At 69.1% G+C, this 17695-nt stretch carries 19 protein-coding genes; 9 read left to right on the forward strand and 10 right to left on the reverse strand.

Annotation, left to right across the window (positions count from 1 at the left end):
- The 7 genes from L810_RS16180 to L810_RS16210 all read right to left on the reverse strand — a co-directional run.
- The coding region (locus L810_RS16180; RefSeq protein ID WP_162175290.1) for a TolC family protein at nt 1–834 on the reverse strand (834 nt) is incomplete at its 3' end.
- Nucleotides 835–996: 162 nt separating this feature from the next.
- Nucleotides 997–1524 (reverse strand): shikimate kinase, encoded by a 528-nt coding sequence (locus L810_RS16185; protein ID WP_021159350.1) that lies wholly within the window; start codon nt 1522–1524, stop codon nt 997–999.
- Nucleotides 1521–2201, reverse strand: coding sequence for a hypothetical protein (locus L810_RS16190; protein ID WP_021159351.1), 681 nt, complete (start codon nt 2199–2201; stop codon nt 1521–1523). The genes L810_RS16185 and L810_RS16190 overlap by 4 nt, the downstream gene beginning before the upstream one ends.
- Nucleotides 2198–3334: a prephenate dehydratase gene (gene pheA, locus L810_RS16195; protein ID WP_021159352.1), complete on the reverse strand. Its 1137-nt coding sequence runs from the start codon at nt 3332–3334 to the stop codon at nt 2198–2200. The genes L810_RS16190 and pheA overlap by 4 nt, the downstream gene beginning before the upstream one ends.
- Before the next feature lie 40 nt (nt 3335–3374).
- The gene (locus L810_RS16200) at nt 3375–4364 is read right to left on the reverse strand and encodes an NAD(P)H-dependent flavin oxidoreductase (protein WP_021159353.1); all 990 of its coding nucleotides are present in this window, start codon (nt 4362–4364) and stop codon (nt 3375–3377) included.
- 23 nt (nt 4365–4387) lie between these two features.
- Nucleotides 4388–4792 (reverse strand): thioesterase family protein, encoded by a 405-nt coding sequence (locus tag L810_RS16205; RefSeq protein WP_042974961.1) that lies wholly within the window; start codon nt 4790–4792, stop codon nt 4388–4390.
- Nucleotides 4793–4831: 39 nt separating this feature from the next.
- On the reverse strand, nt 4832–5983 hold the full coding sequence (locus tag L810_RS16210) for an acyl-CoA dehydrogenase family protein (RefSeq protein WP_021159355.1): 1152 nt from the start codon (nt 5981–5983) through the stop codon (nt 4832–4834).
- A gap of 315 nt (nt 5984–6298) precedes the next feature.
- Here L810_RS16210 and L810_RS16215 point away from each other — a divergent pair, with 315 nt between their 5' ends.
- Nucleotides 6299–7180, forward strand: coding sequence for an endo alpha-1,4 polygalactosaminidase (locus L810_RS16215; RefSeq protein WP_021159356.1), 882 nt, complete (start codon nt 6299–6301; stop codon nt 7178–7180).
- A gap of 326 nt (nt 7181–7506) precedes the next feature.
- Here the strand turns inward: L810_RS16215 and L810_RS16220 are convergent, their stop codons facing one another.
- Entirely contained in the window at nt 7507–7722 is a 216-nt protein-coding gene (locus L810_RS16220; protein ID WP_021159358.1) for a hypothetical protein, read from the reverse strand.
- Between the two features lie 240 nt (nt 7723–7962).
- Here L810_RS16220 and L810_RS16225 point away from each other — a divergent pair, with 240 nt between their 5' ends.
- The 4 genes from L810_RS16225 (at nt 7963) to L810_RS16240 (ending at nt 12556) form a co-directional block, all read left to right on the forward strand.
- A complete protein-coding gene (locus L810_RS16225; protein WP_021159359.1) occupies nt 7963–8568 on the forward strand; it encodes a hypothetical protein in 606 nt (201 codons plus the stop codon).
- Between the two features lie 131 nt (nt 8569–8699).
- Entirely contained in the window at nt 8700–9149 is a 450-nt protein-coding gene (locus tag L810_RS16230) for a CBS domain-containing protein (protein WP_042974966.1), read from the forward strand.
- Between the two features lie 294 nt (nt 9150–9443).
- Nucleotides 9444–11177 (forward strand): ABC transporter permease, encoded by a 1734-nt coding sequence (locus L810_RS16235; RefSeq protein ID WP_021159362.1) that lies wholly within the window; start codon nt 9444–9446, stop codon nt 11175–11177.
- A gap of 35 nt (nt 11178–11212) precedes the next feature.
- Nucleotides 11213–12556, forward strand: coding sequence for an ABC transporter ATP-binding protein (locus tag L810_RS16240; RefSeq protein WP_081712863.1), 1344 nt, complete (start codon nt 11213–11215; stop codon nt 12554–12556).
- Between the two features lie 76 nt (nt 12557–12632).
- Here L810_RS16240 and L810_RS16245 read toward each other — a convergent pair whose 3' ends face one another.
- A complete protein-coding gene (locus L810_RS16245) occupies nt 12633–14237 on the reverse strand; it encodes an AAA family ATPase (protein ID WP_042974969.1) in 1605 nt (534 codons plus the stop codon).
- Between the two features lie 26 nt (nt 14238–14263).
- Between L810_RS16245 and L810_RS49080 the strand changes: the two genes are divergently transcribed.
- The 4 genes from L810_RS49080 to L810_RS16270 all read left to right on the forward strand — a co-directional run bounded on the left by L810_RS49080 (nt 14264) and on the right by L810_RS16270 (nt 16795).
- The gene (locus tag L810_RS49080; protein ID WP_257008893.1) at nt 14264–15199 is read left to right on the forward strand and encodes a hypothetical protein; all 936 of its coding nucleotides are present in this window, start codon (nt 14264–14266) and stop codon (nt 15197–15199) included.
- A 134-nt stretch (nt 15200–15333) separates the two neighbouring features.
- Nucleotides 15334–15807, forward strand: a complete 474-nt coding sequence (locus tag L810_RS16260; RefSeq protein ID WP_021159365.1) for a universal stress protein — start codon at nt 15334–15336, stop codon at nt 15805–15807.
- Between the two features lie 97 nt (nt 15808–15904).
- Nucleotides 15905–16180: a DUF1488 domain-containing protein gene (locus L810_RS16265; protein WP_042974952.1), complete on the forward strand. Its 276-nt coding sequence runs from the start codon at nt 15905–15907 to the stop codon at nt 16178–16180.
- Between the two features lie 180 nt (nt 16181–16360).
- Nucleotides 16361–16795, forward strand: a complete 435-nt coding sequence (locus L810_RS16270) for an Hsp20/alpha crystallin family protein (RefSeq protein ID WP_042974953.1) — start codon at nt 16361–16363, stop codon at nt 16793–16795.
- A 104-nt stretch (nt 16796–16899) separates the two neighbouring features.
- Here L810_RS16270 and L810_RS16275 read toward each other — a convergent pair whose 3' ends face one another.
- Nucleotides 16900–17565, reverse strand: coding sequence for a nitroreductase family protein (locus L810_RS16275; RefSeq protein WP_021159368.1), 666 nt, complete (start codon nt 17563–17565; stop codon nt 16900–16902).
- Nucleotides 17566–17695: the final 130 nt, after the last annotated feature.

Genomic DNA, 17695 nt, shown 5'->3' on the forward strand with positions numbered 1-17695 from the left:
GCGGGGGGACGGCGTGAGTGTGTCCGCATAGCCGGGCCCGCGCCCGACGAGCGCCGCGAGCCGGTGGCGCAGCAGCGCGACGGCCGCGCGTTGCCGCTCGACGTCGGCCTGCGCGAGCGGCAGCGGTTCGCCGGCACGCGCGACCGCGACCGGCATGTCGAGTCCCGCCGCTTCACGCTGGCGGGTGAGGCGCAGCAGGTAATCGTGCTGACGCAGCGTATCGTTCGCGATGTCGAGCAGTTGCAGCTCGAGCGCGAGCTGCAGGTACGTTTCGACGAGCGCGGCCTGCAACGACACGGTTGCCGCGCGCTCGAGCGACTGCTGCTCGCCGGCGCGCAGGGTCGCGGCGCGGGTCAGCGCGCGCAGGCGCCCGGCAACGTCGAGATCGAACGACGCATTCAGCAGCGCCTGCGCGTTGACTTGCCAGTGGCCTGCGGCGGGGGGCGGGGTGGTGTAGCTGCGCGGCAGCCGCGTCGGCGTCGCGCTGACCGCTGCGCCGAGCAGCGGCAGGGAATCCGCCGCGCTGACGTCGGCTTGCGCGAGGGCCTCGTCGACCCGGGCGCGCTGGGCCTTCAGCGACGGCGCGCCCGCGAGCGCGTCGGCCAGCACGCGGTCGAGCTGCGGATCGCCGAAGATGCGCCACCATTGCGCGTCCACGTCGTCCTGACCCTTGGCCGCGTGAAGCGCGAGGCCCGGGTCAAGCTGTTCGACCGGGGTGATCTTCTGTTGGTCCGGCTGCTGGCCGAACGGGGCACAACCGGCCATGACGGCCGCCGTCACGGCTGCCGCAGCGATCGGACCCCATCTTCGAGTCGAGACAAGAAACTTGGACATGATCGGTTTCCACGAGTCCGGTTGACGAATTCAACCTATCTAAAAATATATCTTTAGATATTCTCAGACAAGGAGCAACTGTCAGAAATGGCAGTGGGGAGTCCCCTTGACGGGGCGGGAAGGGAACCGGGAGCGGGGAAGCCGCGCGCATGGGCGCGACCGTCAGGCGGACGCGGACGCGGACGCGGATTCGGCGAGGGCCGCCGCGACGATTTCGTCGATCGACGCGTCGCGCGTGTCGAGCAGGCGATGCGCGCAGGCCCGGTACAGCGGATCGCGCGTCCGCTGCAACTCGGCCAGCATGGCGCGCGGATCGGGCACGTCAAGGAGCGGGCGCGCCGGATCGCGCCCGGTGCGCCGGTACAGCGCGTCGATGTCGCTGACCAGGTAGATCACGTGGCAGCGCGCCTTGAGGCGCGCGCGGGTGTCGTCGCGCAGCACCGCGCCGCCGCCGGTGGCGAGGATCAGCGTGTCGCGTTGCGACAGCGCGTCGATGACGCCGGCTTCGCGGGCGCGGAACGTCGGCAGCGGAAACAGCATGGCAAGCGGGGCGCCGAAGCGCTGCTCCATCTCCCGGTCGGAATCCGCGAACGGGCGGTCGAGTGCCGCCGCAAGCGCCGCGCCGATCGTCGTCTTGCCCGCACCGGGCATGCCGATCAACGCGATGCGCGGATGGCGCGCTGGCGTCACAGCCGGCTCCGCAGCGAATGCGTCCGGCGCGTCGCCGCCGTGATACGGCGCAGGCGCACCGTATTGGCGAGGCGGTCCAGGACGCCGGTCATTCTTGCGGGCGATACGGGTGCGGCACCGGGTTGCGCGAGCAGATCGCCCAGCGCGATGCCCCCGACCTGCACGTCGTTCGCAAGCAGCGCGTCGGTCAGCATGGCGACGCTCGCATCGATGCCGGCCCACGCATGGCCGAAATCGGCGAGCACGCGGCGCGAGGTCGCGGGTGCCGCGAGGCAGTCGCGCCAGGGCACGAGTACGCCGCCGACGGGCGCCGCGCCACGCGCGGTTTCCAGCAGCCGCCAGCCGCGCGCGGTGGCGCCGTTCCGCGTGCACCAGCGGCCATAGGCCGTCGCGGACGTATCGACGACCAACGCCGTCGGCAGCCGCAGTCTGCCGAGCCGGCGAAGCAGCGCGGCCCGCGCATCGTCGTCGACGTCCGGGGTGGCCACGCGCTGCACATGCGTCAGCAACTCCAGCTCGTCCTCGTAGTCCGCGCGCAATGCACGCAGCCATGCGCCGGTGTCTCGACGCAGCGACGGCGGCACGACCCCGAGCAGGACCAGCAGGCGATCGTCGTGGCCGTCGCAGATGGCCCGCACCCGGCGCGCGACGGCGGTATCGGCGGACGCGGCACTCATGTCGCGCTCGGCTCGGCAACGGCGCCGGCATCGACGCTCGGCGCGCGCGGGTAGGAACCGAGGATTCGCAGGTCGGCGGCGGTCGTCCTGATGTCGTCGAGGGCGGCACGGACATGCGCGTCGTCCTGGTGGCCGTCGATGTCGACGAAGAAGCGGTACGCCCATCCGGCGGCGCGGCCGGGGCGCGCGTCGAGCCACAGCACCGAGATCCGGTGCCGCGCCAATGCATCGAACACGCCTGCGAGCGCGCCGATCGTATCGTCGAGCTTCAGCAGGAGGCTGGTGCGGTCGTGGCCTGTCGGCTCCGTCGGCGGCCCGCCGAGGACGAGAAAGCGCGTGCGATTGCCGGGTTCGTCCTGGATCGCGTTCGCCACGATACGCAGTCCGTATCGATCGGCCGCCCGTTCGCCGGCGATCGCCGCGCAATCCGTCATGCTCGCTGCTTCGCGGGCGGCCGCGGCGTTGCTCGCGACAGGCACGCGGCGCAATTGCGGCGCATGCGCATCGAGCCACGCGCGGCACTGCGCCAGCGCCTGCTGATGGCCGAGCACGCAGTCGACGCCTTCGAGCGTGCCGGATGCGCTCAGCAGGCAGTGCGCGACCGGCAGCACGATCTCGCCGACCACCGGAGCGGTTGCGTCGGCCAGCAGGTCGATCGCGCGCGTCACCGTGCCTTCGGTCGAGTTCTCGATCGGCACCACCGCATGGTCGACGTTCGCGGCCGCCAGTGCGGCGAACGTCGCTTCGAGCGTGTCGCACGCATGTGGACGGATCGGGGCGCCGAAGTAGCGCTGCATCGCGGTCTCGGTAAAGGTGCCGGGCGGGCCGAGGAACGCGACCGACGGCACCTGCTGCAACTCGCGGCTGACGCGGAACAGCGTGTGCCAGATCGCCGCGACGTGGCGCGCCTGCAGCAGCCCGTGCGGCCGGGCGCACAGCCCCGCGACGATTTCCGTTTCCCGGGCCGGCTGGCGGATCGTCCGGCCGTCGAGCGCCTTGAACTGGCCGATCGCGGCGGCGTGCTGCATCCTGCGCGCGATCAGCGCGAGCAGTTCCTGGTCGATGGCATCGATCTGCGCGCGTTGCAGCGCGACCGGATCGTGAGCGGGCGAGGCGGTGGCGGTGAGGGTCATGACGGTACCGTGGAGGTAGCGAAAGAATGCGGGTGCCCGGTCAGTGCGCGGCGGCGTGCCGGCCGATGCGGGCGGACTCGTGACGCACGCGTTCGAGTGCGACGCCGTACTCGATCTCGAGCTGCGCGACGATCTGCTCGACGCTCAGCACCGTGTCCATCGAGCCCACGCCCTGGCCGGCGCCCCAGATGTCGCGCCACTGGCGCGCGCCGGATTCGGGCGAGAAATCGAGGCGCGCGTGCTCGCTGCGGGGCAGGTTGCGGACGTCCATGCCCGCGGCCTCGATGCTCTGGCGCAGATAGTTGCCGTGCACGCCGCTGAACGCATCGGTGTAGACGATGTCGGCGGCCGTGGCCTCGACGATCGTGTCCTTGTAGCGCTGCGCCACGTTGGCTTCGTGAGACGCGAGGAAGCGGGTGCCCATGTACGCGCAGTCGGCACCCAGTGCAAGCGCCGCCGCGATGGCCGCGCCGGTGGCGATCGCGCCGGACAACGCGATGAAGCCGTCGTGCAGGCGGCGCACCTCCGACACCAGCGCGAACGGGGACAGCGTGCCGGCATGGCCGCCCGCTCCGGCCGCGACCAGGATCAGGCCGTCGACACCGGCCTCGAGCGCTTTTTCCGCGTGTCGTACGGTCGTGACGTCGTGCAGGACGACACCGCCGTAGGCGTGCACGGCTTCGACGATCTCGCGCGGCGGCGCGCGCAGGCTCGTGATCAGGATCGGCGTGCGCCGGTCGATGCAGATCCGCAAGTCCGCCTCGAGCCGCGTGTTGGTCTGATGGCAGATGTGATTGACCGCGTACGGCCCCACGCACGCATCCGGACGGGCGGCACGGTGCGCGGCGAGTTCCTCGTCGATGCGATCGATCCAGTCGCCGAGCTGCGCGCTCGGTCGAGCATTGAGCGCGGGAAAGGCGCCGACGATCCCGCTCTTGCACTGCGCCAGCACCATCTCGGGGTAGCTGGCGATCAGCATCGGCGACGCGATCAGCGGCAGGCGCAGGTCGTGCAGCGGCGTCGGGCGCATCGGGGTGTCTCCTCCAGTGGTGCTCATTGCGCGACCGGTGCACGGTCGCGGCGCTCGGCAAGCCGCTCGTGAAAACTGTCGCGACCGACCGCGCAGCGTGTATGGATGCCTTCGCCGACGACGCCGGCCGCATCGCGAACCGACACCTTGTAGGTCATCATCCGGCCTTCCACGGAGATCAGCTCGGCGTCCACCGTGACTTCCCAGTCGGGCGGCGTCGGAGCGAGATGCTTGATCTCGAAGTTGTAGCCGACCGTCATCAGGTCGGCGCCGAGCAGGTGATCGGTTGCCTGCATGCAGGTCTGCTCGATGAAGATGATCATGATCGGGCTGGCAAGCGCGTGCGCTTCGCCGCCCCATTGATCGGCAAGCGAAATCGTATCGACGCGGTGCGTGGCACGGGCACGGAGGCCGGGTTGGATGGTCAAGGCAGACTCCTTCGGGATGAGAAACGAAAAATCGAGCATTCAGGCCGCGTGCATGTGCGAGGCCGTCGCGCGTCGCTGCATCTGGCTGAAGATGTTGCGCGCGTGCATCTCTTCGGTGCCGCCCGCGGTTCCCATGGCGAGTGCGTCGGCAACGAAGGTCGCGAGCGGGCCACGGCGATAACCGTCGCTGCCGTAGATCGCGAGCAGGTGCAGCGCGGCCTGGGTCAGGTCGCGGGCGCCGCCCAGTTTCGCAATCGAGCAGCTGGCGAGCGCGGACGGGTCGCCCGCCCGCAACTGGTCGAGCGCGGCGAGTGCCATCCAGCGCGAGCGCTCCGCACCGACGTGAATGTCGACGAGCCGCCGCTGGACATGCTGATGCTTGTCGAGCGTCACGCCGAGCGCGCCGCGTTCGCCGACATACGCGAGTGCGTCGTCGAGGAACGGCCCGACCACGTCCGCGCACAGCAGGCCGAACAACGCGCGGTTCATCGACGCGATGTCCATCAGCACGCGCAATCCATCCTTGGGACTGCAAAGCAAATCGTCCGTGCCGACGGGAACACCGTCGAACGTCATGTCGCCGATCGGCAGATCGGCGACGCCCAGGGTTTCCTGGGGCGCGGTGCGCGTCACGCCGGCGCACTGCGGATCGAGAAGAACCAGCGCCGTACCGGGGCGACCGTCGTGCGTGGCGCTCGCGGCGACGAGGATCAGTGCCGCGTCCGGGGCGTGGCTGATGTTGTACTTGTGACCGTCGAGGCGGCCATCCTGGCAGTCCAGCGTGACGCGGCTCTGCAGTGCGCGGATTTCGGTGCCGGTGCCTTTTTCGGAAATGGCGGTCGCGGCCACCGCGCCGGACGTCAGGGCCGGCAGGAAACGGTCGCGCTGCGCCGGTGTGCCGTGGAGCAGCAGCGCGCGTATCACGGTCGCCTGATTCGCCAGCGCCATTGCGAAGCCGACGGATCTCGTCGCGGTCACGATCGCCTCGAACGCGGCGATGAACACGTTCAACGACGCGTCCGCGCCTGCGTCGCGGCCGGCGACGAGCGTGCGCCACAGACCGGCTTCGGACAGCGCGCGCCAGGTTGCCCAGTCGAAGCCGCGGCGCGGCGACGGCGCGAAGTGACGCAGCGCGATGGCGCGGTAGGTGGCGGCAGCAGCGCGTTGATCGGGGGTGGCTTCGAAGTTCATGGTGTCCCTGAGGCGATGCGGATGCGGTACGGCCAATCTATCCAAAACCGCGGGGCGGAGAAACTGTCATTTTTCGCAATCGCTCATCGGCGATGACGGTGCGTTTGCGGACAACGCCGGCCCGCCACGCAAACAAAAATCGACAAATCGGAACAGATGGGCGCGGTGTTCCCGCCTACCATCCGGACGTGCTTCGCGCGTTCCCGCACCACTGCGCGATCGGCAGATGCATCGCCTGCATTCCGCTGCACGTGACTCCCTCGCACCCTCGCACTCTCGCATCCTGACGAGCCGCCAACAGGCAAAGGATTCGCCATGTCCGCAAGATCATTTGCTTCATTCGTGCTGATGCTGCTGCTTGCGGCGTGCGGCGGCGACTCGGATTCGTCGGTGCCGGGCGGCCCGGTCGCGGCGGCTTCGGCGCGCGCTTCGCAAGCCGCCGCGTGGAAGCCGCTCGTGCCCGGCACGAGCTGGCAATGGCAGATCGACGGCAACCCGATCAACGAGAAGGTGCTGGACGGCGTGAACAACGCCCGCAAGATGTACGACGTCGACATGGAGCTGACCGATGCCGGCACGATCCAGCGCCTGAAGGCGAAGGGCATCACCGTCGTGTGCTACATGGAGGTGGGCGGGCGGGAAGACACCCGTGGCGATGCCGGCCGGTTTCCCGACAGCGTGCTCGGTTACCCCGTCGAAGGATACGAGGATCACGAACGCTGGCTGGACATCCGTCAGACCGCGATCCTGATGCCCTTGATGCTGGCGCGTCTCGACATGGCGAAGAAAAAGGGCTGCGACGGCATCGAGCCGGACCTCGACGACAGCTATCGCCAGGAAACGGGGTTTCCGCTGACGCGCGACGACCAACTGCGGTACAACACGGCGCTGATCGCCGCTGCGCACGATCGCGGGATGTCGATGGGCCTGAAGAACGGCTCGGGTATCGCGGCCGCGATGGCGAAAGTGGCCGACTGGGCGCTCAACGAGCAATGCAACAGGTTCCACGAGTGCGGCGGTTACGCGAGCTTCATCGCATTGAACAAGGCCGTGTTCAACGTCGAGTACACACGACCGGACGGCATGACGCTCGCGGCGTTCTGCCCGGCGGACAACCAGGCCGGTTTCGACGGCATTCTGAAACTGTCGAGCGACACGCTTTCGGCGCTGCCTCGCGCGGCCTGCCGGTTCGAGTGAGTGGCGGCGTTCCACTTACGCCACCATTGGCGTTGCTGTTCGATCAGGTCATGCCATATCGCGGATGGACGAGAAACCGCCGGAGAATCGGACACGTTTCGTGGTGCGAATCGTTTCGCGCGCTTCCTTGCAATCTGTGAGCGATGCCGCGGCGGCGCGTTGATGGAGGTCAAGCACGATGGTTCGGGCCGATCCGCACTCGATGATGCGCGTTATACGGGCGCTTCGCCGGATTGATCGAGGCACGCCCCCTGTGCCGCACGCATCTTGCCCGAATCGTCCGATCGTTTCGTATCGGGAATGCAGGCGGACCGGGTGCGCGAGGATCAGAACCGATCGAGCCGTGCGAGGATTTCGTCGGCGCGGCGCAGCAGCGTCTTGTTCTGTTCGGCCGTCGCCCTGACGGCGTGCAGTCTTGCACGCCAGTATGCGGGATCGCTGATCGACGTCTTTTTATGGAAGTCGCCCCGTGCCTGTTCGAGCAGTCGAATGGATCCTTCGATATGGGCGAGCTCGCGTTCGACTTCGTAGTACCGGTTCATGCATGGACCTCTTCAGGACGGTGATTCATGATGGATTCCGGCTGACCGTGACGCATTGATTTCATGCAAGCCGGATACGGCGTTCGGGCTCAAGGAGAAAACCGGATGATGCGGGGTGCTACGTGGACGACATGCGGACGACATGCGACCGCGAGCGGGAGTCCGAGCGGCCGACGTGAAGAGACGTACGCTACCGTGGCGTTCCGATCTGCCGACCAAAGGCTAAACGATCAAATTGACGTGTTCCTGACAGACACGCAAAGCGGATCTCCGGATGGCATCACGTCAGATGAATCGCCGGTAGTGAGGGGCGCGTGCGTGCACTTGCTGACCTGCGTCAAGACCGCTCGTGCTGCAAGAGCGAAGATGAACGCTTGCGCGTGTCGCTTTCGATCGGGAACCGACATGCACCGTGCCGTCCGCGTCTTCACGTTCATGATACGGGCCTCCACCATGCCTTCCCTGTTTGCGCACACGTCGAATCCCCGGATCATCACGCCGCCCGTCGCGCCGCACCGGAATCGTCCGGTCGACGCCGACGCCGATGGCGACCGGCTGCTGAGTCCCCACGAGATCGCGATCCTGATGGTGCTCGCCAGCGAGCCGCGATGCCAGCAGGGCGACCCCGCCGACCTTCGCCGTCTGGTCGATCGCGGCCTCGTGCGACTGGATGCCGCGTCGCTTGTGGAGGCTCCCGCGCGCTTGTCGGACGACGGCTGCCGGATCGTGTCGCGCTTCGCCGAGTGCGATCGCCCCGGCCGCGACGGCAACGCCGGCTTCACGGCCGCGCGCCGGACGGCAACGGCCACGGCATTGCGCGGAACGCCGCACGGCGCACCGCGCTGACCTGCATCAATTTCCGGTTGCACGGCCGGATTTACCGTTGTTTTCACCGGATGCGAACGGGCGCGCATGGCGACGGGAACCGATCGCGTCACGCGCCGATGATCCGCTTCGCCCCGCCCGGGAGAACGAACATGAATGCTGCGATGCTCTGTACCCGCGATGTCGCGACGTGCCCCGCACGGACGACCGTCGTCGAGGCAGCCGCCAGGATGCGTGACGCGCATGCCGGCGACCTGGTCGTCGTCCATGAACAGGAAGGACGATGCAAGCCGATCGGCATGGTGACCGACCGGGACATCGTGCTTGCCGTGGTCGGCCCGGGCGCGGAGGCCGACGCGCTGTTCGTCGGCGACATCATGTCCGCGCCCGTCGCCGTCGCGGATGTCGACGACGATGTCTGGCTGCTCGCGAAGCGGATGCGTCAGCACGGCGTGCGCCGGTTGCCGGTCGTCGGCGACGACGGCGAACTGGTCGGTATCGTCTCGCTCGACGACCTGCTTCGCGTGGCCGCGGCGCTGCTCGACGAATTGCGCCTCGTGGCGGCGCGTCAGCCGTATTTCGAGGAGAAGCAACGCGACTGATCCGGCGCGCACCGCGTTCCGCCGCGGCGTGCCCGTGGCGACCGCGCGTGCGGGCATGTCGCCGCGTGCCACCGGGTATCGGCGGCCGCGCGCGAAGCGGCGCTGGAGGTTTCAGGCGGCGGCATGGCCCGTGTCGATCTGAAGCATTCGGACACGTTCATCTTCCGAACGCCGACCGCGCCCGCATCCGTCGGCGCGACCCGGGCCGGCTGCCGCGGGACGGTTGACGCAGGTCAACGCGACTGTCCCGCCCGCCCCTGAAGATGAACCGCCATCATCGGCCGGGAGGGCACCGTGGAGCACCATGCGGAGGTATTGCGCGGCGGGCGCTGGACACTGCCCGCGCCGGGCTGGCGGGATCTCGCCGCGGTGCTGATCGTCATCGGGTTCCTGATGCTGGCCGGCATCTCGGCGCACCAGATGGCAGGCCCGCTCGCCGTCGCGCATCCCCCGGCCATCTCGTTGTCCCCCGCGGCGCTGCCCGGTTATACGCTGCGTACGGTCTCGCGCATGTTCGCGGCATTGCTCGCATCGCTTGCCTTCACGTTCGTCTACGCGACCGCGGCGGCCAGGAGCCGGTCGGCCGAGCGGGTGCTGATTCCGTTGCTCGACGTGCTGCAGTCGGTGCCGATCCTCGGCTACCTGTCGTTTACGGTGCTGTTCTTCCTGTCGCTGTTTCCGGGGCGGATGCTGGGCGCCGAATGTGCGGCGATCTTCGCGATCTTCACGAGCCAGGCGTGGAACATGACGTTCAGCTTCTACCAGTCGCTGCGCACGGTGCCGCGCGATCTCGACGAGACAAGCCGCAGCTTCCGGCTGTCCGCATGGCAGCGCTTCTGGCGCCTCGAGGTGCCGTTCGCGATGCCCGGTCTCGTCTGGAACGCGATGATGTCGATGTCGGGCGGCTGGTTTTTCGTGGTCGCATCGGAGGCGATCGCGGTCGGCGACCTGCACGTCGACCTGCCGGGCGTGGGCGCCTATGTCGCACAGGCGATCGCGAACCGGGACCTGGCCGCGGTGGGCTGGGCGATCGTCGCGATGAGCGTCGCGATCGTCCTGTACGACCAGTTGCTGTTCAGGCCGCTGGTCGCGTGGTCGGAACGGTTTCGCCATGGCGATGCCGTGCCCGCGGTCGTGCCGCGCAGCTGGATGCTCGACCTGTTCCACCGGTCGCGATGGATGGCCCGTGCCGGCGGCCCGGTCGGCATGCTGTTGCGCCGCGCGGCGCGTGCGCGGCTGCCCGGGGCCGCATGGCCGTGGCGCGGCCGGATGGCGCTGCCGCGGCACGCGGGTGACGCGCTCTGGTTCGCGCTGTGCGCGGCGGGAGGCGGGTATGCGGCGGTTGTCCTGTTCCGGCTCGAACGCGCGGCGCTGACCTGGACGGACCTGCGCGTCGTGGCGGGCGAAGGGGCGCTCACCTTCGTCCGCGTGACGGTGCTGGTCGTGATCGCGTCGGCGATCTGGGTGCCGATCGGCATTGCGATTGGTCTTCGACCGCGCGTGGCCGCCCGCATCCAGCCGATCACGCAGTTTCTCGCCGCGTTTCCGGCCAACCTGCTGTTTCCGGTCGCGGTGTTCGTCATCGTGCGCTACCGGCTCGCCCCCGATGTCTGGCTGCCGCTGTTGATGATCCTCGGCGCGCAATGGTACGTGCTGTTCAACGTGATCGCCGGAGCGAGCGCGTTTCCGGCCGACCTGAGCGAAGCGGCGGCATGCTTCCGGGTCCGGCCGGTGACCTGGTGGCGTCGCGTCATGTTGCCGGGTGTGCTGCCGTACTTCGTGACGGGCGCGATCACCGCGTCCGGCGGCGCATGGAATGCGAGCATCGTCGCGGAGGCGGTGAGCTGGGGCAGCACGCGCCTGAATGCCGGCGGACTGGGGGCCTATATCGCGCAGATGACCGGCGCCGGTGACTTTCCGCGTATCGCGCTCGGTGTCGCCGTCATGTCGCTGCTCGTGATCGCGACCAACCGGCTCGTGTGGCGCCCGATGTATGCGTTCGCCGAGCGCAGGACGCGGTTCGATTGAGTCCGGGCCCGATCCTTTATCCGCAGGAGACCGATGTGTCGAATCCCGGTGAATGCAAGGAAGCGTACGAGGCGGGCGCGGCCGCGCCGTCATCGGAGCAGGCGCCGGTCGTGCTCGAGATGCGCGGCGTATGCAAATCGTTCACGAAGCCGTCCGGCGAGCCGCTGCACGTGCTGGCCGATATCGACCTCACGCTCCGCGAGGGCGAGATACTGGGGCTGCTCGGCCGCTCCGGCTCGGGCAAGTCCACGCTGCTGCGGATCGCGGGCGGGCTCGTCGAGCCGTCGTCCGGCACGGTCGCATATCGCGGGGCGCCGCTTGCCGGCCCGACGGCCGGCATTGCGGTGGTGTTCCAGACCTTCGCGCTGTACCCGTGGCTGACCGTCGTCGAAAACGTCGAACTCGGGCTCGATGCGCTGGGCCTTCCGCCACGCGACGTGCGCGAACGGGCGGCCGCCGCGATCGAGTTGATCGGGCTCGACGGTTTCGAATCGGCTTATCCGCGCGAACTGTCGGGCGGCATGCGTCAGCGGGTGGGGTTTGCCCGCGCGCTCGTCAGCGAACCCGTCCTGCTGTTGATGGACGAACCGTTCTCGGCGCTCGACGTGCTGACCGCGGAAACGCTGCGCACCGATTTTCTCGACCTGTGGGACGCGCGCCAGCTGTCGACCCGGTCGGTGATGATGGTGACCCACAACATCGAGGAAGCCGTGCTCATGTGCGATCGCATCCTGGTGCTCGGTGCCGGCCCGGCGCGCATCGACGCCGGGCTGAACGTGCCGTTGCCGCGTCCGCGCAACCGGCACGACCCGGCCTTCCAGGCGATCGTCGGCAAGATCTACGCGACGCTGACCGCGCGTATCGCCGACGCGGCGGCGGCTCGCGCGGCGGCTGGCGGCACGCTGGCCATGGCGCTACCCGACGTGACGAGCCACCATCTCGCCGGGTTCGTCGAGACCCTGGCGGCCGCGCCGTACGACGGCCATGCGGAACTCGGCGCGATTGCCGCGGCGCTCGCGCTCCGGGTCGACGTGCTCCATGCGACCGCCGCGGCGCTCCATCTGCTCGCCTTTGCCGAGTGGCACGACCGCACCCTCCGGTTGAGCGCGGCGGGCCACGTGTTCGCGCACAGCGACGACGAGGCCCGGCGGCGTCTGTTTCGAGAGCATGTCGTCGAGTTCGTGCCGCTTGCCGCGCATATCGACGAAGTGCTGGACGAGCGTGCAGGGCATCGCGCGCCGCGTGAGCGCTTCGAACTGGAGCTCGAGGATCATCTCGATCCGCGCAGCGCGGAACAGGCGCTGCGCGTCGTGACGGACTGGGGCCGCTACGCGGGGCTGTTCGACTACGACGACCATACGCGCACCTTCGGCCGTTGATCATGCGGGCCGCGGCCGGCCGAAACGGAGCGTCGTGACATGGCGTCAAGTCAGGCGGGCGGCGCAGCGCGCGTGTTTACGCGCGTAGCGCGGCGAATAACGGCGCCCAGAACGCGCGGCTCCCATACGCCGCGACGTCGCACCCGGTTTCGAAGCGGATCGCGATCGCGGCCTCGGCTCCGGCCAGCGGCTCGGCATGCTCGACCTGCCGGGCGAGTACGGCCGTGTCGGCATCGGATGCGTCGCGCCCGTGTGCGGCCCGTGCCGCGACACGGGCGGCGAGCGTCGCCGGGCTCGCGGTGAAGTCGAGAATCGCGACTCGCACGCCGCGCTGCTCGGCGAGCGAGATGAAGGGTGCCCGGTTGCGCCGGAGCAGGAACGTCGCGTCGACGATTGCCGTATAGCCGCTGGCGAGGACCTCGCCGGCCTGTACACGCAGTCTGTCGTAGACCGCGTCGATCGCCGTCTCCGAGTAAGCGGCGAGCGGCAGCCGGGTGTCCTCCGGTGTGCTGGCGAGGCGCTTGCGCTCGGCGTCGCTGGACAGCCGGATCGCGCCGAGCCGTTCCGCCAGCGCGCGGCTCGCCACCGATTTGCCGGAACCGGACATGCCATGGCAGAGCAGCAGCAACGGCCGCGCATCGCGGCGTGCCCGCGCCATGTCCGACGCAAGGCGCAGATAGCGGTCGCGCGTCGCCTCGTCGCCGCGCAGCCGTGCGGTCAGCGCACGCACCAGCGCACGATAGACGAAGTAGCACGGCAGTACGGCCAGCGCCGCATGGTCGCCCGTACGTGCGAGCCATCCTGACAGGAGGCGGTGGGCGCAATCTGCCCGCCCGCGGGCTGCGTAATCCATCCATGCAAACGCGAGATCGCTCGCCACGTCGATCCAGCGCAGTGCGTCGTTGAACTCGATGCAGTCGAACATCAGGATCCGGTTGCGCCAGCGGACGACGTTGTCGAGATGCAGATCCCCGTGGCAGGCGCGCACGAAGCCGTTCGCGTGCCGCTCGGCGAACTGCGGCGCGAGACGGGCCAGCTCGGCTTCGTACCAGCGTCGCAGCGCGGCTTGAGCGGGCACCGTGACGTCGAGCGTGTCGCACAACGGCCGGCATTGGGCCGCGACACTCGCCGCGCTGCCCGGGTAGCCGCGCGGCGCACGGCGCGGCGCGTGCAGATGATGGCGGGCCAGCGTCTGCGCGAATGCGTCCGCGTCCGCCAGCCCCGTGTCGTGCGATGCGCTGCGAACCGACAACATCGCTTGCGCGTCGAACCGGCGCATGCGCACCACATACTCGCCGGGCACCGCCGGCTGCCGGTGGCGGTGCGTGCCGGTTCGCACGGGCGGGCCGAACGTGCTGCCGCGGCCGCGCGCGACGATCGGCCAGACGCCCAGGTACAGCGGGCCGGCGAACGGCCGGTTGAGCGACCATTCCGCCAGCGCGCAGCGGCGGCGCTGCGCGGGGCGCACGAGATCGACGAACGCGAATCGAACGGGCTTGATGCGCTTGTACGCGTAGCGCCCCGCCAGATACACGACGGACAGGTGGGTTTCGATCCGTTCGATCCGGCCGGCGGGATGCGGATAGGTGGCAGGCCGACGCAACGCGCGATCGAACTGCAGGGTCTTTCGTCGTGCGGCTCCGCGGCTCGACGTGAACGGCAGGCGTGGTGCTCGGGACATGATGAACGGAACGATGGGCAGGGCGCTTGCATCGCGCCGTGCCCGCGGGTTGTAGTCGAACGGAAGCGGCACGCTCCGTCTGCTCGATGTCGCGGGATCGGGCCGGCAGGCTCGGGGCACGCGTGCGACGAACCCTATTGCAGCCGACTGTCGCCCATCCCGGCTTGATGCGTGTCAAGCGCGTTGACCGTGCGCACCCGGACAGCGTGCCGTGGCCCGGCGCCGGCGCGGTAGCGGCGCAACGCCACCCGCATGCACGTCGTCGGCACCGTTGCGGCGCGTGCGGTACGCATCGCGCCGGCACGCGCTTGACGCAGGTCAACCGCATTCCCCAAGGCGGCCCTACAGTCGATTCGGGCGCTCGGGCGATGCGGCACGTGCCGCGCACCGAATGCGGGATGTCGGTGCGTCGCGCGGCCGGGTTGGCGTCGAGCGGATTCATGCCGCCGGATGGCGAGCGGAACGCGATGCGTTGCGAGGCAGTGAAGATGAAACAACGGGTGTGTGCGGTCGTCGTGTTGCTCGCGTTGGGTGCGTGCGCCGGTGCGGAGCGGAACGCGGCCTTCCGGTCGACGGAAACGCAATTGTTCGCGGCGCGCCAGGCCGCGGCGCTGCCGTGTTCGACACCGGCCGAATGCGATCGCGCCTGGCGCGTTGCGCGCCGCTACGTCGAAGGGCATTCGTCGACCCGGATCACCCGGGCCGATGCAGACACGATCGAGACGGCGCCGCCGTTCCTGGCCGGCGAAGTCTATGTGTGGGCATCGCGCACCGCATCGGGCGGCGGCGCGGCGGTGATCCGGCTCAAGGCGATGTGCAAGGGCATGTACGACAGCGATGGCGGCCCGGGATGGCGGTACGACGCATGCGCGACGAAGATCCTCGACATCGAGCGAGGTTTCCGGGCCGACGTGAACCCGGCGCGTTCCCCCGACGCGCCGAAGCCGGTCGCGCCGCGCTGATCCGGCATCCCGTGCCCGCGCGCCTCCGCTTGATTCCGAACCGTTGACCTCCGTCAACGCCCGCGCCCGGCGAACGCCGATGATGACACCCATCCGCACGCCGCCGGCGCGTCGGTTCATCCAGCGAGGTCGGTATGTACACGAACATCATGGTCGCCGTGGACGGCAGTCCTTCATCGAAACTGGCGCTCGACGAAGGTCTGAAGGTGGCGCGATCGTACGGCGCGCGCCTGTTCGCCGTTTTCGTCGTCGACCGCTCGCTTCTGGTGACGTACGCCGGACGAATGGATCCGGACGCGCTGCTCGACGAGGTTCGGCGCGACGGCGCGGCGGTGCTGCGCAGCGCGGAACGGGCGATCTCGCACGCGGCGGTCAACGGCGACACGGAAATCGTCGAGACCGAGCCCGGCCAGAATGTTGCCGAACGGCTGCAACGGTACGTCGTCGAGCATTCGATCGATCTGGCCGTGATCGGTACGCATGGCCGCCGCGGTGTCCGGCGGTTGTTTCTCGGCAGCGTCGCGGAGCGTTTCCTGCGCGGATCGAGTTGCCCGGTCCTGCTCGTACGCGCCGGCGATGCCGCCCCGGCCGCGGCGGCGGCAGCCTAGCGTCGTCTCACGCGGCGCCTCGCGGCGAGGCGCGGGCCGCACGCGGCGTACCGCCAACCCCGCGCCCACCCATGCGCAACCTGCACAGGTGACCATCATGCAGATCTCCTTTCCTTGCGAACATCCGACGTATTGCGGCCAGGATCCCGCGCTGGCGTTTCCCGCGCTGGTCGAAGGCCGCCGTGTGCACTGCGCGATCACCGCGGAGGCACTGGAGGATCACTTCCGCGCGGCGTCGCCGCGCGAACAGGATCTCGTGGAGGCATTTTCCCGTCATCGACCCGCGATCGAGCGCGCCGCGCGCTGCCTGCTCGAGGAGATGGGCGGCCGGCCGATCCTGCTTCACAGCGGCTATTTCCGGTTCTGCACCTGAGCGTCCGCTCCCGTTGACGCGTGTCAAGCCCATGCCGATGCGGGCAGTTACGCTGGAATCCTGATGATCGTTCGTCCGTTGCCCGGCACACGGTGCCGCGCCAATCCGATCTTCGTCATGGCTTCGCGCGGGCGGGACGAAAGCGCGGGCCGCATGTCAATCGTTCGAGGAGTACGAACCATGAGCAATGTCACACGGTACGATCCGTTTTCGATCGAACCCGTCGCCGACCTGTTTCAGGGCCTGTTCAGGCCGCTGCGCGGGATGACGCTGGCGGACGAGCCCGATCTTGCATCGATGAAGATCGACGTGACGGAAAGCGACGATGCGTACAAGGTCAACGCGGAGCTGCCGGGCGTCGCCAAGGACGACATCGATGTCCAGGTGACGGGCAGTACCGTATCGATCAACGCGAAAATCCAGCGCAACAGCGAGCAGAAGGAAGGCGAACGCGTGATCCGGCGCGAGCGTTATAGCGGCGCGGTCAGCCGCTCGTTCTCGCTGTCGGGTGAAATCGACGACGCGAAGGCAACGGCGACGTATCAGGACGGCGTGCTGTCGCTGACGCTGCCGAAGAAGGCGCCGGTCGCGCAGAAAAAGCTGACGATCGGATGATCGGGCGGCAGGTCGCGGGTGACGCCGGCATGCGTTGCCCGACAGGAGGGAACGGCGCGCGGAGCGATCCGCGCGCCGTTTCGTCGAAGCGGGCGCCGCGGCGCTCACGCATTCGATGCCGCGCCGCCTGCGCGGTAGCCGACCGTCTGCGCGAGGATCGGCAGCTCGTCCTCGTTCAGCCGCAGCGCGTCGGCCAGCACGCGATGGTTGATCCAGCCGCGCACGACCGTGCCGAGGCCGGCGGCCGCGCAGTAGAGCGACACGTTCTGCGCGATGGCGCCGGCCGCGATCGCCGAGAACACGTCGCGCTGCTGCGGCGGCATGTCGAGGATCGCGGCGGTCCGCACGACGTAGACGAGATCCAGCGGCGCGCGCCCGACGAAGTCCTGGTAACCCGTCAGGTTGCGGGCGTCCACGGCATGCTTCAGCACGAGCCGATGCGCGGGCGCGTCGTAGCGATAGACGCCGTACGGCAGCGCGACGTACACGTCGATTTCGTTGAACGCATGCGCGGACGGCGCCGTGCGGCCGCCGGCCGCCGGCCGGTTGACGCCGTCCGCGGCCCACAGCATCGCGCCGAGCGTCGCGGGCGGCAGCGGCGTGGCGGCGAATTCGCGGGAACTCATTCTTGCCGCGAGTGCGGTCATCAATGGCGGGCCGCCGTCGAGGTCCGGGTGCGGCAGGTCGATGAGGGGCGGGGATTCGCCCTGCGGCGATACCGGCCCTGCCGGTGGTGTCGGCGAATAGGCCAACAGTTGCTGTTCCGTCATGTGAGTCTCCTTGGAGCATCGCCGTGCGTGCCCGGGACGTCGCGCATCGGTGATCTCACGATAAGGCGGCCGGGCCGCGCCGGCTTGACCTCCGTCAAGCGGCGCACCGGCAGGCCGCGATGCGCGTCGA

This window comes from Burkholderia sp. AU4i, assembly GCF_000466765.1.
Lineage (GTDB): Bacteria > Pseudomonadota > Gammaproteobacteria > Burkholderiales > Burkholderiaceae > Burkholderia > Burkholderia cepacia.